The organism is Streptomyces sp. NPDC022910 (genome assembly GCF_055561075.1).
In genome coordinates this window covers 39,296-52,794 of the sequence record NZ_JBVHHL010000003.1, presented here as the reverse complement: position 1 = coordinate 52,794, position 13,499 = coordinate 39,296, and the positions used below count along the sequence as shown (strand labels likewise).

General features: G+C 70.0%; 11 protein-coding genes and 2 tRNA genes. 6 read left to right on the top strand and 7 right to left on the bottom strand.

The window, feature by feature from the left end:
• Window positions 1-5: 5 nt before the first annotated feature.
• The 4 genes from ACZ3TS_RS03605 to ACZ3TS_RS03590 all read left to right on the top strand — a co-directional run bounded on the left by ACZ3TS_RS03605 (window position 6) and on the right by ACZ3TS_RS03590 (window position 5,281).
• Window positions 6-2,978 (top strand): UPF0182 family membrane protein, encoded by a 2,973-nt coding sequence (locus ACZ3TS_RS03605; protein WP_467613648.1) that lies wholly within the window; start codon window positions 6-8, stop codon window positions 2,976-2,978.
• A gap of 43 nt (window positions 2,979-3,021) precedes the next feature.
• Window positions 3,022-3,095: transfer RNA gene (locus ACZ3TS_RS03600), tRNA-Met, on the top strand.
• Between the two features lie 230 nt (window positions 3,096-3,325).
• Window positions 3,326-5,131, top strand: a complete 1,806-nt coding sequence (locus ACZ3TS_RS03595; protein ID WP_467613422.1) for a tetratricopeptide repeat protein — start codon at window positions 3,326-3,328, stop codon at window positions 5,129-5,131.
• A 76-nt stretch (window positions 5,132-5,207) separates the two neighbouring features.
• Window positions 5,208-5,281 (top strand) — tRNA-Met (locus tag ACZ3TS_RS03590).
• Between the two features lie 132 nt (window positions 5,282-5,413).
• Here ACZ3TS_RS03590 and ACZ3TS_RS03585 read toward each other — a convergent pair.
• Window positions 5,414-5,830, bottom strand: coding sequence for a Fur family transcriptional regulator (locus ACZ3TS_RS03585; protein ID WP_467613421.1), 417 nt, complete (start codon window positions 5,828-5,830; stop codon window positions 5,414-5,416).
• Between the two features lie 142 nt (window positions 5,831-5,972).
• Between ACZ3TS_RS03585 and ACZ3TS_RS03580 the strand changes: the two genes are divergently transcribed.
• Window positions 5,973-7,445 (top strand): catalase, encoded by a 1,473-nt coding sequence (locus ACZ3TS_RS03580; RefSeq protein ID WP_467613420.1) that lies wholly within the window; start codon window positions 5,973-5,975, stop codon window positions 7,443-7,445.
• Window positions 7,446-7,529: 84 nt separating this feature from the next.
• Here ACZ3TS_RS03580 and ACZ3TS_RS03575 read toward each other — a convergent pair whose 3' ends face one another.
• The gene (locus ACZ3TS_RS03575) at window positions 7,530-7,931 is read right to left on the bottom strand and encodes a CBS domain-containing protein (protein ID WP_467613419.1); all 402 of its coding nucleotides are present in this window, start codon (window positions 7,929-7,931) and stop codon (window positions 7,530-7,532) included.
• 208 nt (window positions 7,932-8,139) lie between these two features.
• Window positions 8,140-8,940: a histidinol-phosphatase gene (gene hisN, locus ACZ3TS_RS03570; RefSeq protein WP_467613418.1), complete on the bottom strand. Its 801-nt coding sequence runs from the start codon at window positions 8,938-8,940 to the stop codon at window positions 8,140-8,142.
• Window positions 8,941-9,156: 216 nt separating this feature from the next.
• Here hisN and ACZ3TS_RS03565 point away from each other — a divergent pair, with 216 nt between their 5' ends.
• Complete coding sequence (locus ACZ3TS_RS03565) at window positions 9,157-9,843, top strand: TetR/AcrR family transcriptional regulator (RefSeq protein ID WP_467613417.1); 687 nt, start codon at window positions 9,157-9,159, stop codon at window positions 9,841-9,843.
• On the opposite strand, the gene ACZ3TS_RS03560 is transcribed toward ACZ3TS_RS03565, so the two are convergent.
• The 4 genes from ACZ3TS_RS03560 to ACZ3TS_RS03545 all read right to left on the bottom strand — a co-directional run bounded on the left by ACZ3TS_RS03560 (window position 9,819) and on the right by ACZ3TS_RS03545 (window position 13,461).
• Window positions 9,819-10,142, bottom strand: coding sequence for a DMT family transporter (locus ACZ3TS_RS03560; RefSeq protein WP_467613416.1), 324 nt, complete (start codon window positions 10,140-10,142; stop codon window positions 9,819-9,821). The genes ACZ3TS_RS03565 and ACZ3TS_RS03560 overlap by 25 nt on opposite strands.
• Window positions 10,143-10,247: 105 nt before the next feature.
• On the bottom strand, window positions 10,248-11,258 hold the full coding sequence (rsgA, locus tag ACZ3TS_RS03555) for a ribosome small subunit-dependent GTPase A (RefSeq protein WP_467613415.1): 1,011 nt from the start codon (window positions 11,256-11,258) through the stop codon (window positions 10,248-10,250).
• A 16-nt stretch (window positions 11,259-11,274) separates the two neighbouring features.
• Window positions 11,275-12,591 (bottom strand): 3-phosphoshikimate 1-carboxyvinyltransferase, encoded by a 1,317-nt coding sequence (aroA, locus tag ACZ3TS_RS03550; RefSeq protein WP_467613414.1) that lies wholly within the window; start codon window positions 12,589-12,591, stop codon window positions 11,275-11,277.
• A 138-nt stretch (window positions 12,592-12,729) separates the two neighbouring features.
• Complete coding sequence (locus ACZ3TS_RS03545; protein WP_467613413.1) at window positions 12,730-13,461, bottom strand: M50 family metallopeptidase; 732 nt, start codon at window positions 13,459-13,461, stop codon at window positions 12,730-12,732.
• Window positions 13,462-13,499: the final 38 nt, after the last annotated feature.

Below are 13,499 nucleotides of genomic sequence, written 5' to 3'. Positions count from 1 at the left end.
TCGAGGTGCGCACCTTGGCTTTCCAGATGCCGGACCGCGGCGGAGGCCCGACGGGGCCACGGATCAGAGTGGGCCGCCCGTCCCGGCGTGCCCGGACCCTGCTCATGACACTGGGGGTCCTCGCCGTCCTCGGCATGGCGTTCGTCATGTTCGCCGGCTTCTGGACGGACTGGCTCTGGTACCGGTCGGTGAAGTACTCGTCCGTCTTCACCACCACGCTGTGGACCAAGATCGGGCTCTTCTTCGTCTTCGGTCTGCTGATGGCGGCCGCGGTCGGCTTCAACATCTGGCTCGCCCACCGGCTGCGTCCGCCGCTGAGCGCCATGTCCATGGAGCAGCAGAGCCTCGACCGCTACCGGATGGGGATCGCGCCCTACAAGAGGTGGCTGCTGCTCGGGATCACCGCCCTGGTGGGCCTGATCGCGGGCGCGTCGGCGTCCAGCCAGTGGCGGACCTGGCTGATGTGGGTCAACGGCGTGCCCTTCCACCAGAAGGACCCCCAGTTCCACCTGGACGTCGCCTTCTACGCCTTCGACCTGCCCTGGTACCGCTTCCTGCTCGGCTTCGGCTTCGCCGCCACCGTGCTGTCGCTGATCGCCGCCGCTCTCACGCACTACCTGTACGGCGGTCTGCGGATCACCTCCCCGGGAGCGCGCGCCACGACCGCCGCCACCGGACACCTGTCGGTGCTGCTCGGCATTTTCGTCGCCCTGAAGGCGGTCGCCTACTGGCTCGACCGGTACGGTCTCGCGGTGAAGTCCAGCGACTTCAAGGCGACCGGCAACTGGACGGGCCTGAGGTACGTCGACGCGAACGCCTACCTGCCGGCCAAGACGATCCTGTTCTGCATCGCCGTCATCTGCGCGCTGCTCTTCTTCGCCACCCTGTGGCGGCGCACCTGGCAGCTGCCCGTCATCGGCTTCGGCCTGATGGTGCTCTCGGCGATCCTCATCGGCGGGCTCTACCCGGCGATCGTGCAGAAGTTCCAGGTCCAGCCGAACGAGCAGGCCAAGGAAGCACCGTACGTCGAGAAGAACCTCAAGGCGACCCGCGAGGCCTACGGCATCGACGACGCCCAGGTCACCGAGTACGCCGGGACGAGCGGCACCAAGGACAAGACCAAGCTGCGCGACGACGCCGACGCCACGGTGAGCATCCGCCTGCTGGACCCGAACATCGTCTCGCCGACGTTCCAGCAGCTCCAGCAGATGAAGAACTACTACGCGTTCCCGACCAACCTGGACGTCGACCGGTACAACAAGGACGGCAAGGACCAGGACACGGTCATCGGTCTGCGTGAGCTGAACCTGGCGGGCATCCCGAAGCAGAACTGGATCAACGACCACTTCCGCTACACCCACGGTTTCGGTGTGGTCGCCGCCAAGGGCACCACCGCCGGTACCAACGGCCAGCCCGTCTTCACCGAGTCCGACCTGCCCTCGACCGGAGACCTCGGCACGTACGAGCAGCGGATCTACTACGGCGAGAAGACCAGCACCTACTCGATCGTCGGTGGTCCCCAGAAGGAGATCGACTACTCCGACGACAGCGGTGAGAAGACCACCAGCTACCAGGGCAAGAGCGGGGTCAACCTCTCCAACCCGATCAACCGGGCCGCGTACGCGGTGGCGTTCAGCGAGCCGCAGATCCTGTACTCGGGCGCCATAGGCGAGGGCTCGCGGATCCTGTACAACCGCACGCCCAAGGACCGTGTCGAGGCGGTCGCGCCCTGGCTGACCATCGACGGCGACGCCTATCCGGCGGTGGTCGACGGCCGCATCCAGTGGATCGTCGACGCATACACGACGACGAACGGCTATCCGTACGCCTCCCGTACGACCCTCGGTGACACCACGGCGGACTCGCTGACCGCGGGCAACACCCAACGCGCCGTGATGGCCCAGCAGAACCAGGTCAACTACATCCGCAACTCGGTGAAGGCGACCGTCGACGCGTACACCGGCGAGGTCAAGCTCTACCAGTGGGACACCCAGGACCCGGTCCTGAAGACCTGGATGAAGGCCTTCCCGGGTACGGTGAAGCCGAAGACCGACATCTCGGCCTCGCTGATGGCCCATCTGCGCTACCCGCAGGACCTGTTCAAGGTCCAGCGCGAGCTGCTCACCCGCTACCACGTCAAGGACGCGCAGACCTTCCTCAGCGGCAGCGAGGTGTGGCAGGTGCCGGACGATCCGACGAACAAGTCGGGTGACGCGGTGCCGCCGTACTACCTGAGCATGAAGATGCCCGACCAGACGTCGCAGGCGTTCTCGCTGACGACCACGTTCACGCCGAACGGCCGGGACAACCTCAGCGCGTTCATGACGGTCGACTCCGAGGCGGGCACCAGTGACTACGGCAAGATCCGTGTCCTGAAACTGCCGACGAGCACAACCGTCGACGGACCCAAACAGGTACAGAGCCAGTTCAACTCCGAGCAGGACATCGCCGAGTCCATCAGGCTGCTGAAGGGCGGCGACTCGGAGGTCGAGTACGGCAACCTGCTCACCGTCCCGCTCGACGGTGGACTGCTGTATGTGGAGCCGGTCTATGTACGCGGCGGCGGGCTGAAGTACCCGCTGCTGCGCAAGGTGTTGGTGACCTACGGCGGCAACACCGCGTTCGAGGACACACTCGACCAGGCGCTCAACAAGGTGTTCGGGGTGCAGGGTTCGACCACCACGCCGCCGGACACCGGCACCACCAACCCGCCTCCGTCCGGTAATCCGACGGTCCAACAGGCGCTTGAAGACGCCCAGAAGGCCTTCGACGCCGGCCAGGAGGCTCTCAAGAAGCCCGACTGGGAGGCGTACGCCAAGGCGCAGAAGGACCTCGAGGCCGCTCTGAAGCGGGCCGAGGAGGCGCAGGCCAAGGCCAACAAGACCAGTGGCGGCGGCGGCAGCAATCCGTCCGCCAGTCCCAGCGGTTCGCCCAGCAGTTCACCGAGCAGCAGCCCGAGCAGCTCCGGCGGCGGCTGAACCGAACGCCCCTCCGCGCCGTGATACGGTTGCCTGACAACGGCGCGGGGTGGAGCAGCTCGGTAGCTCGCTGGGCTCATAACCCAGAGGTCGCAGGTTCAAATCCTGTCCCCGCTACTGAAGTCGAGGGCCCGGATCCTGATCAAGGATCCGGGCCCTTCGCGTGTGTCCGCGACACGACGAGGCGTACAGCGTGACCTGGCGACTCTTGCGAAGTGCGACCGCTTGCGGGGGGAGTTGGCCGTTCTGTGTTTGACTTGTCTCTCTGTGGGCATGTCGACAAAACGCTGAAGTGACCTCACTGGCTGCGGTATACCAGGTGTACCCAGGTTGCAGGTGGTGCGACGATGGACGTTATGGGGGAGAAGGCAACTCTGTTCGAGACGGGGCGAATTGCGCAGCCTGGCGGTCGGGACGAGACCGGCGAGGCGGTCGATGAAGCGCGCCAGCGGCTCGCCGCCGAGGCCGGGGACATCGAGGCGATGAGCGTCCTCGGGGCCATGCTGCTGCGCCGCGGTGATCTCGACGGAGCCGAGCCCCAGTTGCGTGCTGCCACCGCCGCGGGTGACCGTGCCGCCGCCAATAACCTGGGTGTCCTTCTGCATCAGCGCGGATACGCCGACGAGGCCGCCGGGTGGTGGCGGATCGCCGCCGTCGCCGGGTCCGCCGCGGCCGCACACGCGCTCGGGCGGCACCACCGTGAGCGCGGCGACGAGCCGGCAGCCGAGTACTGGCTGCGCCAGTCCGCCGAACAGGGACACGCCCTCGGCGCGTACGCGCTCGCCGACCTGCTGGAGCACCGCGGTGACGAGGGCGCCGGGCGCTGGATGCGCGCTGCCGCCGAGCGCGGGCACCGCGAGGCCTGCTACCGGCTGGCGCGCGCACTCGACCGCAAGGGCCTGGACGGGCAGGAGACCGGCGGTGACAACGGTGTCGAGCCGTCCGCGCTCGACGAGGCCGAGCAGTGGTACCGGCAGGCCGCGGCGCGCGGGCACCGGAGGGCCGCGCTGCACCTCGGGGTGATCCTGGAGAAACGCGGCGACCTCAAGGAGGCCGGGCGCTGGTATCTGACGAGCGCCAAGGACGGGGAGCCGAGGGCGGCCTGTGCGCTCGGCTTCCTGCTGCGGGACGCGGGGGACACCGAGAGCGCCGCCGTCTGGTGGCTGCGCGCGGCGCAGGAGGGCGACGGCAACGCGGCGAACGCGCTGGGCGCGCTGCACGCCGAGCGCGGCGAGACGCAGACCGCCGAGCGGTGGTACCGGGCGGCGATGGACGCCGGCGACGTCAACGGCGCCTACAACCTCGGGTTGCTCTGCGCCGAGCAGGGCAGGACCGCGCAGGCCGAGCAGTGGTACCGGCGGGCGGCGTACGCCGGGCACCGTGAGGCCGCGAACGCGCTTGCCATCCTGCTGCTCCAGGGCGGGGACACGACGGGCGCCGAACCGTGGTTCTCCAAGGCCGCGGAGGCGGGGAGCGTGGACGCCGCGTTCAACCTCGGCATCCTGTACGTGGGCCGGGGCGACGACGAGGCGGCCCTCGGATGGTACGAGCGGGCGGCGGCCGCCGGGCACACCGAGGCGGCGCTCCAGGTCGGGATCGCCCGGCTGCGGGAGGGGGACGAGCGGACGGCCGAGCGGCATCTGCGGTGCGCCGCCGGGGGCGGCAGCCCGGAGGGCGCGTACCGGCTGGCCACCCTGCTGGACGCCCGCCGCCCGCCGGCGCCCGCCCATGAGCTGGGCGAGCCGTCGCACGAGAAGAGCGAGTGCGAGGAGTGGTACGAGCGGGCGGCCATGCAGGGGCACCGCCGGGCACAGGTCCGGGTCGGGATGCTGGCCGCCGCGCGCGGTGACGTCGTGGAGGCGGCCCGGTGGTACCGCGAGGCGGCGGAGGGCGGCTCGCGCAACGGAGCGTTCAACCTGGGGCTGCTGTTGGCGCGCGAGGGGAGCGAGCCGGAGGCCGCGCTGTGGTGGACACGGGCGGCGGACGCGGGGCACGGCCGGGCCGCACTGCGCCTGGCCCTCGTCTATGCGCGGCGGGGAGAGCTGGCGGAGGGGCAGCAGTGGGCCGACCGGGCGGTGTCGCTCGGACCCGCCGAGGTGTCCGAACGTGCGGCACGGTTGCGGGATGCGCTGAGGGAGGAGTTGTCGGCGTGACGGACGCCGGGATTCGCGCCCTTCCGTAAGCGATTTGCCTCTGTCAGCGTCATTGACGTAATGTTGCGTTCACCGACGCGGGGTGGAGCAGCTCGGTAGCTCGCTGGGCTCATAACCCAGAGGTCGCAGGTTCAAATCCTGTCCCCGCTACTGAAAGTCCAGGGCCGGAACCCACAAGGGTTCCGGCTCTGGCGCGTTCACGGCTCAGGAGCAGAGAAGGCCCTCGGTGGCAGACAAAGGCCCCGGCACCTCGGGGGTGCCGGGGCCTCGGGGAGCGACTGGTTACGCCGCCGCGCAGTTCGGGCACAGGCCGCGGTACGTGACCTCGACGTCCGAGACCGTGAAGCCGAAGCGCTCCGTGTCGGGAAGGTCGGCCAGCGGGTTGCCGTTCGGGTGGACGTCGCGGATCGCGCCGCAGCGGGCGCACACCAGGTGGTGGTGCGGCCGGTGCGCGTTCGGGTCGTACCGCTTGGCGCGCTTGTCCGTGGTGACCTCGAGCACCTCGCCGAGGGAGACCAGCTCGCCCAGCGTGTTGTAGACGGTCGCCCGTGAGATCTCGGGCAGCTTGGCTACGGCCCGGGCATGCACCTCGTCGGCCGTCAGGTGCACGTGCTCGCCATCCAGGACCTCGGCCACGACGCGCCGCTGCGCGGTCATCCGCCATCCGCGTCCGCGCAGCCGTTCCAACAGGTCACTCATAGAGACCAGCCTAACAGCAGGGGGACCAGGTCCCGAACGGGTGTGACTTTGGAGTGTTACTTGACTTAGACATTGTCTATTGTAGGATCGATATCGGCTTTGGCCAAGGGATAGGACTGGTCGCACATGGGGCTGGTCGGAAATGACGCAGGAGGCGCACGTGATGCAGGGACCGCTTACGACGGAGGCCGGTGCTCCGGTAGCCGACAACCAGAACAGCGAGACCGCGGGCGTCGGTGGTCCGGTTCTCGTCCAGGACCAGCTCCTTCTGGAGAAGCTGGCCCACTTCAACCGTGAGCGCATCCCGGAGCGTGTCGTGCACGCCCGTGGTGCCGGTGCCTACGGCACCTTCACGGTCACCGCCGATGTCACCCGGTACACGCGCGCCAGGTTCCTCTCCGAGGTCGGCAAGCAGACCGAGACCTTCCTGCGCTTCTCGACCGTGGCCGGCAACCTGGGTGCCGCGGACGCCGTCCGTGACCCGCGCGGCTGGGCGCTGAAGTTCTACACCGAAGAGGGCAACTACGACCTCGTCGGCAACAACACCCCGGTGTTCTTCATCAAGGACGCCATCAAGTTCCCCGACTTCATCCACACCCAGAAGCGCGACCCGTACACGGGCTCGCAGGAGGCGGACAACGTCTGGGACTTCTGGGGCCTGTCGCCCGAGTCCACGCACCAGGTGACCTGGCTGTTCGGCGACCGCGGCATCCCGGCCTCGTACCGCCACATGAACGGTTACGGCTCCCACACCTACCAGTGGAACAACGAGGCCGGCGAGGTCTTCTGGGTCAAGTACCACTTCAAGACGGACCAGGGGATCAAGAACCTCACCCAGGAAGAGGCCAACAAGCTCGCCGGTGAGGACCCCGACTCCCACCAGCGCGATCTGCGCGAGGCCATCGAGCGGGGCGAGTACCCGACGTGGACCGTGCAGGTGCAGATCATGCCGGCGGCCGAGGCGGCGACCTACCGCTTCAACCCGTTCGACCTCACCAAGGTGTGGCCGCACGAGGACTACCCGCCGATCGAGATCGGCAAGCTGGAGCTCAACCGCAACCCGGAGAACATCTTCGCCGAGGTCGAGCAGTCGATCTTCAGCCCCGCGCACTTCGTGCCGGGCATCGGTCCCTCCCCCGACAAGATGCTCCAGGGCCGCCTCTTCGCGTACGGCGACGCCCACCGCTACCGGGTCGGCATCAACGCCGACCACCTGCCGGTGAACCGCCCGCACGCCACCGAGGCGCGCACCAACTCCCGTGACGGCTTCCTGTACGACGGCCGCCACAAGGGCGCGAAGAACTACGAGCCGAACAGCTTCGGCGGCCCGTTCCAGACGGACCGTCCGCTGTGGCAGTCGTTCAATGGCTTCCCGGCCGGCACCGGCAACCACGGGGCGCCGGTGCACGCCGAGGACAACGACTTCGTCCAGGCGGGCAACCTCTATCGCCTGATGTCCGAGGACGAGAAGGAGCGCCTGATCGGCAACCTGGCGGGCTTCATCGCCAAGGTCTCGCGCGACGACATCGCCGAGCGCGCGATCAACAACTTCCGTCAGGCCGACGGAGACTTCGGCAAGCGCCTGGAGGCCGCTGTCCAGGCCCTGCGCGGCTGACCGGGTTGGACCGCTTGTCGTAGGGGACGGGCCGGAATCCCAGGGGGTTTCCGGCCCGTTCGCTTGCCCGCGGCCGGTGGGCGGCTAGGGGGCCGTGGCCGGGACGCGCTCCCGGGCCGGTGCCCAGCAGCGGATGATGTCGCGGACCGAGACGACACCGACGGGTTCGTCGCGGTCGAGGACGATCAGATGCCGGAAGCCCCCGTGCGCCATGGCACGTGCGGCCTCTTCGAGGGTCCAGGTGGGCGCGGCGAACACGACATCCGTGGTGGTGTGGGCGTGTGCCCGCTCGATGTCCGGGCTCTGACCCAGGCCGACGGAGTTGAGGATGTCACGCTCGGTGAGGATCCCGAGACCGTCGGCGTCCGGGTCGAGGACCACGGCAGCGCCGACACGGCGGGCCGACATGAGGGCTGCTGCCTGGCGGAGGGTGTGTGTGGGGCCGATGGTGAGGACCACCGTGCTCATGGCGTCGCGGACGAGCATGGGGCGGAGCCACCTCCTAGGAATGCACGGGAACGCACTGGCTCAGGGCTCCGGGTCCGTGGGTTGCCGCCCGCCGGACGCGCCTGTGCAATGCTTCACAAATTCACAAGTGCGGGACCTTCAGAGTCGCAGGCAAAGGGCGGGTCAACAAGAGGGCGCGCGACGCGAGTTCAGGGGCGCTCGCGATGCGCAGGAGCACCCTTGGTGTCTAGTACCGGTCGTTCAGGTAGTCGAGCAGTGTGTCGTGGAGGAGGCCGTTGGACGCGGCCGCGTTGCCACTGTGCGGGCCGGGGCGGCCGTCGAGGCCGGTGAAGGTGCCGCCGGCCTCCGTGACGACGATCGCGTTCGCCGCCATGTCCCACAGCGACAGTTCGGGCTCGGCACAGATGTCGACCGAGCCGTCGGCGACCATCATGTACGGCCAGAAGTCGCCGTAGCCGCGGGTGCGCCACACCGCGCGTGTCAGGTCGAGGAAGCCGCCCAGCCTGCCCTGCTCCTCCCAGCCCGAGAGCGAGGAGTACGCGAAGGACGCGTCGGACAGCTTGGAGACGCGCGAGACGTGCAGCCGGGACGCCGAGGACAGGCTGCGGCCGGTGAACGCGCCGTGCCCCTTCGCGGCCCACCAGCGGCGGCCCAGCGCGGGGGCGGAGACCACACCGACGACGGGCTGGTAGCCGCCCTCACCCGCCTCCATGAGGGAGATCAGTGTCGCCCACACCGGCACACCGCGCACATAGTTCTTGGTGCCGTCGATCGGGTCGACGACCCAGCGGCGCGGGCCCGTGCCCTCGATGCCGTACTCCTCGCCGAGGACCGCGTCGCGCGGCCGGGCGCGCTGCAGCTGGCTGCGGATCAGCTCCTCGGCGGCCTTGTCGGCCTCGCTCACCGGCGTCATGTCCGGTTTGGTCTCCACCTTCAGGTCGAGGGCCTTGAACCGGTCCATGGTCGCGGCATCGGCGGCGTCCGCGAGCACATGGGCGAGCCGCAGGTCATCGAGATAGTCGGGCATGACCGAACGGTATCTGCCCGGTCCCGGGGACGGCCACACGGACCGGCGGATCTTCGGTTGCCCGGGCACCTCGCCTCCGCAGCGAGCGGGTGCCGTGGTGTGATCACAGCGTGCGACGGTGGGCGCACGCCCCCTGGCGCCTCCGCGAACCCTTGACAGTGCAGGTGTGCGCGTCAAACCTGTGCGTCAGAGCCGCCGGCCCCGAGGGAGGCGATGATGCCTGCAGCGCGGGAATCCCTACTGGACGCCGCCTATACGGCGCTCCTGCGGCGCCCCTGGTCCGCCGTACGCATGGTGGACGTGGCCGCCGTGGCCGGTGTCTCCCGCCAGACGTTGTACAACGAGTTCGGCAGCAAGGAGGGGCTCGCCCGGGCCCTGGTGCGCCGGGAGGCCGACAGCTACCTCGCCGGTGTCGAGCGCGCGCTCGCCGCCCCCTCGGAGCCCCGCGAACGGCTGACCGCGGCCGCCGAGTGGACCGCGTCGGCCGCCCGCGACAACGCGCTCGTGCGCGCCATGCTCACCGGCTGCTGGAGCGAGCGGCTGCCCTCGCCGACGCTGTCGGCGGTGCCGTCCAGCTCCACGGTGCCGGCGCAGCGGCGGGCCGACGGGCCGCTGCCGTCTCCTGCGGACTTCGTGGCGCTGGTCCGTGACCGGGCCGTCGCGGCGGTTGCCGGCCCCGGCATGAGCCAGGGGGATGTCGCGGAAGTGGCTCGCGCCTGTGAGCTGGTCGTTCGGCTGTCCCTGTCCTGTGTGTCGGCTCCGCCGGGAGAGGGCGGGGTGGCGGAGTTGGTGCGGTTCGCTCTGCCGCGACCGTTCGGTGAGGGTGCGCCCACCGGGGCGCCCAGAAGTCGTCGCCCCGTGCCCCTACGGGGCGTCCCTCAGTGGGCCGAGCCCGACAGCTGAAGGCCGATCACGCCCACGATCACCAGCGTGATCGAGACGATCTTCAGGGTGGAGACCAGGTCGCCCAGGAAGATCATGCCGTAGATCGCCGTCCCGGCCGCGCCGATGCCGGTCCACACCGCGTACGCCGGACCGACGTCCAGCTTTCTCAGCGAGAGGGTGAGGAGACCGAAGCTGCCGAGCGCGAAGATGCAGAAGGCGACCGTCGGCCAGAGCCTGGTGAAGCCGTGGGAGAGCTTGAGGCAGACGGCGAAGCCCGTCTCGAGAAGCCCGGCCACGATGACCAGCAGCCACGCCATGTCTCGTCCTCCCGCGTCCCCACGTCGACTGCTTCGTCCGGTCGGATCAGGCCCGGTGCGAGGTAAGCATTTACCTGCTCGCAACGGACCCAAACAACGTGGAGGTCAGTCCCCTTCCTTCCGCTCGCGCGTGGCGAGCAGCCTGCGCAGGGAGTAGAGCCGCGCCGGATCCGCGTGCCCCTCGGCCACCCATGCGTCCAGCGCGCAGTCCGGTTCGTCGTGGCTGCACGCCCGCGGACAGCCCTCGGTGCCGGGCTCCAGGTCCGGGAAGGCGTGGATCACGCGGGACGGGTCGATGTGCGCGAGCCCGAAGGACCGTACGCCCGGGGTGTCGATCACCCAGCCCTCCGCCTCCCCCAACGGCAGCGCGAGTGCCGAGGTCGTGGTGTGCCGCCCGCGGCCGGTCACCGCGTTGACCTGGCCCGTCGTACGCCGCCGGTCATCCGGCACCAGCGCGTTGACCAGCGTCGTCTTGCCCACACCGGAGTGGCCGACGAACGCCGTGACCTTGCCGTCCAGATGGTCGCGCACTCGGTCGGCCGCGTCGCCGGTCTCCAACTCCTCGCGGCTGGTGACGATGTACGGGATGTCCAGCGCCCCGTACAGCTCCAGCAGCTTGTCGGACGGCGCGAGGTCCGACTTCGTCATCACGAGGAGGGGCTCGAGGCCGCCGTCGTACGCCGCCACCAGACAGCGGTCGATAAGGCGCGGGCGCGGCTCCGGGTCGGCGAGCGCGGTGACGATGGCCAGCTGGTCGGCGTTGGCGACGACCACACGCTCGAACGGATCGTCGTCGTCGGCGGTGCGGCGCAGGACAGAGGTGCGCTCCTCGATGCGGACGATGCGGGCGAGCGTGTCCTTCATGCCGGACAGGTCGCCGACCAGGGCGACCCGGTCGCCGACCACGGCGGCCTTGCGGCCCAGTTCGCGGGCCTTCATCGCCACGACCGTACGGCCGTCGACGAGGCAGGTCAGCCGACCGCGGTCGACGGTGAGCACCATGCCCTCGGCCGCGTCCTCGTGCTTGGGCCGGATGTTCGAACGCGGCCGGTTGCCCCTGCGGTTCGGGCGAGTGCGAATGTCGTCCTCGTCGGTGTGCTTGCCGTAGCGGCGCATGATCCCGGTCCGCCCGTCAGTTCCCGAGCATCCCGGTCCACAGGTCGGGGAAGTCGGGCAGCGTCTTGGCTGTCGTCGCCACGTTCTCGATCTGCACGCCGTCGACCGCGAGGCCGATGATCGCGCCCGCGGTGGCCATGCGGTGGTCGTCGTAGGTGTGGAAGACCCCGCCGTGCAGGCGGCGCGGGCGGATGTGCAGCCCGTCGGCGGTCTCGGTGACGTCACCGCCCAGCTCGTTGATCTCCTTGGTGAGCGCGGCCAGGCGGTCCGTCTCGTGCAGCCGCAGATGGGCCACTCCGCGCAGGGTGGACGGCGAGTCCGCAAGCGCGGCGACCGCCGCGATGCCGGGCGTCAGCTCGCCGACCTCGCCCAGGTCCACGTCGATGCCGTGGAGGGCGCCCGAACCGGTGAACTCGAGGCCGCGCTCGGTCAGCTCGCAGGAACCCCCCATCTCGCTGAAGATCTCCCGCAGCCGGTCGCCGGGCTGGGTCGTGCGGACGGGCCAGTCGGGGATGACGACCGTGCCGCCGGTCACCAGGGCGGCCGCGAGGAACGGCTGGGCGTTGGACAGGTCCGGTTCCACGGTCAGGTCGCGGCCGAGCAGAGCGCCCGGCGTGACCCGCCAGACGTCGGGCTCCCCGCCCGACTCGGGGGTGTCCACCTGGGCGCCGACCGCGCGCAGCATGTCGACGGTCATGCGGATGTGCGGCATGGAGGGCAGCGTCGAGCCGGTGTGCCGGACCTCCACGCCCTGGTTGTAGCGCGGTGCGGACAGCAGCAGGGCGCTGACGAACTGGGAGGACGAGGACGCGTCGACCCCCACCGGGCCGCCGTCCAGCGCGCCGCCGCCGTGCACGGTCAGGGGCAGCGCGCCGCGGCCGTCGTCGTCGATTCGGGCGCCGAGGACGCGCAGGGCGTCGATCACGCCGTTCAGGGGACGCTCGTACGAACGGGGGTCGCCGTCGAAGCGGATGGGGCCGTCGGCCAGCGCGGCCACCGGGGGCAGGAAGCGCATCACGGTGCCCGCGTTGCCGACGTCGACCGTGGCCGGGCCGTGCAGCGCGGCGGGGATCACCCGCCAGGTCTCGCCGGAGCCGTCCGGGCCGACCCCTTCCTCGATGCCGACGCCCATCGCACGCAGGGCGGCCGCCATCAGCAGGGTGTCGCGGGAGCGCAGGGGGCGGCGCAGCCAGCCGGGCTCGGAGGCGAGGGCGGCGAGGACGAGGGCACGGTTGGTGACCGACTTGGACCCGGGCACGTGGACCGTCGCGTCGACGGCTCCGCTCGCGTGCGGGGCGGGCCAGAGGGCGGTGTGTGCGGGGTTAACGGTCATGCGCCCCACTGTAGTGGCTGGTCCACTCCGGAGATCTTGATCAAATGCGGCGAAACCTGAGCGAAATCGTTCTCTGATATCCGGGCGGAACATGCCGTGCGGACATGCGTGTTCACGGCGCGTCACGCCGGTGTGCTGTCAGAGCCGCAGCAGCCACTGTCCGCCCCCCATCAGCGAGCACAGCGACACCACGTGGAACAGGAAGAGCCACAGCGCCGCCGGTACATGGGTGAGCCGCGAGAGCTGGTCCGCGTCCGAGTCCTGGGCGCCTCCACGCGACCGCTTTGCCTGCAGCTCGAAGGCAGGCCGTACTCCGCCGACGAGCAGGAACCACACCACCGCGTACGCGAAGGCCGCCTGCACCTGCGGGCCGGCCAGCCACGACACCAGCAGGAACGTCCCCCCGGTGAGGACCACGGTCAGCGCACCGTACGCGTTGCGGATCATCACCAGCATCGCCACGAGCAGCGCCGTGGCCAGCCACAGCAGCAGGGTGATGTGCCCGGCGGCGAGCAGCGCCGCGCCGCCGAGGCCGAGCAGCGGGGGAGCGGTGTAGCCGGCGGCGGCCGTGAGGATCATGCCGAGGCCGTGCGGCTTGCCGCGGCTGACGGTGAGACCGCTGGTGTCGGAGTGGAGCCGGATACCGGTGAGCGCGCGCCCGGTGAGCAGCGCGACCAGGCCGTGGCCGCCCTCGTGCGCGATGGTGATGGTGTTGCGCGATATCCGCCACACGCCCTGCGGGACGACCACGGCGAGCGCGGCGAACAGGGTGGCGATCACCACCCACAGGTCGGGGTCGGGCTGGCTCCCGAAGATCCGGTCCCAGAGGTCGGGCAGCGCACTCAGCGAGGTCGAGGCGAGGGTGTCCATCGGGGGTAGTGGCTCCTGGGCTCTCGTCGGATCTGGCA

Excerpts from the sequence above, each read along its gene's own strand:
- ACZ3TS_RS03560 (WP_467613416.1), bottom strand. The coding sequence starts at position 10,142 with ATGGCGTGGCTGCTGGTCATCGTGGCCGGGCTTCTCGAGACGGGCTTC.
- ACZ3TS_RS03585 (WP_467613421.1), bottom strand. The coding sequence starts at position 5,830 with ATGAGTGACCTGTTGGAACGGCTGCGCGGACGCGGATGGCGGATGACC.
- ACZ3TS_RS03565 (WP_467613417.1), top strand. The coding sequence starts at position 9,157 with ATGCCTGCAGCGCGGGAATCCCTACTGGACGCCGCCTATACGGCGCTC.
- ACZ3TS_RS03575 (WP_467613419.1), bottom strand. The coding sequence starts at position 7,931 with ATGCTCGTCCGCGACGCCATGAGCACGGTGGTCCTCACCATCGGCCCC.
- ACZ3TS_RS03545 (WP_467613413.1), bottom strand. The coding sequence starts at position 13,461 with ATGGACACCCTCGCCTCGACCTCGCTGAGTGCGCTGCCCGACCTCTGG.
- ACZ3TS_RS03595 (WP_467613422.1), top strand. The coding sequence starts at position 3,326 with ATGGACGTTATGGGGGAGAAGGCAACTCTGTTCGAGACGGGGCGAATT.
- hisN (WP_467613418.1), bottom strand. The coding sequence starts at position 8,940 with ATGCCCGACTATCTCGATGACCTGCGGCTCGCCCATGTGCTCGCGGAC.
- rsgA (WP_467613415.1), bottom strand. The coding sequence starts at position 11,258 with ATGCGCCGCTACGGCAAGCACACCGACGAGGACGACATTCGCACTCGC.
- aroA (WP_467613414.1), bottom strand. The coding sequence starts at position 12,591 with ATGACCGTTAACCCCGCACACACCGCCCTCTGGCCCGCCCCGCACGCG.
- ACZ3TS_RS03580 (WP_467613420.1), top strand. The coding sequence starts at position 5,973 with ATGACGCAGGAGGCGCACGTGATGCAGGGACCGCTTACGACGGAGGCC.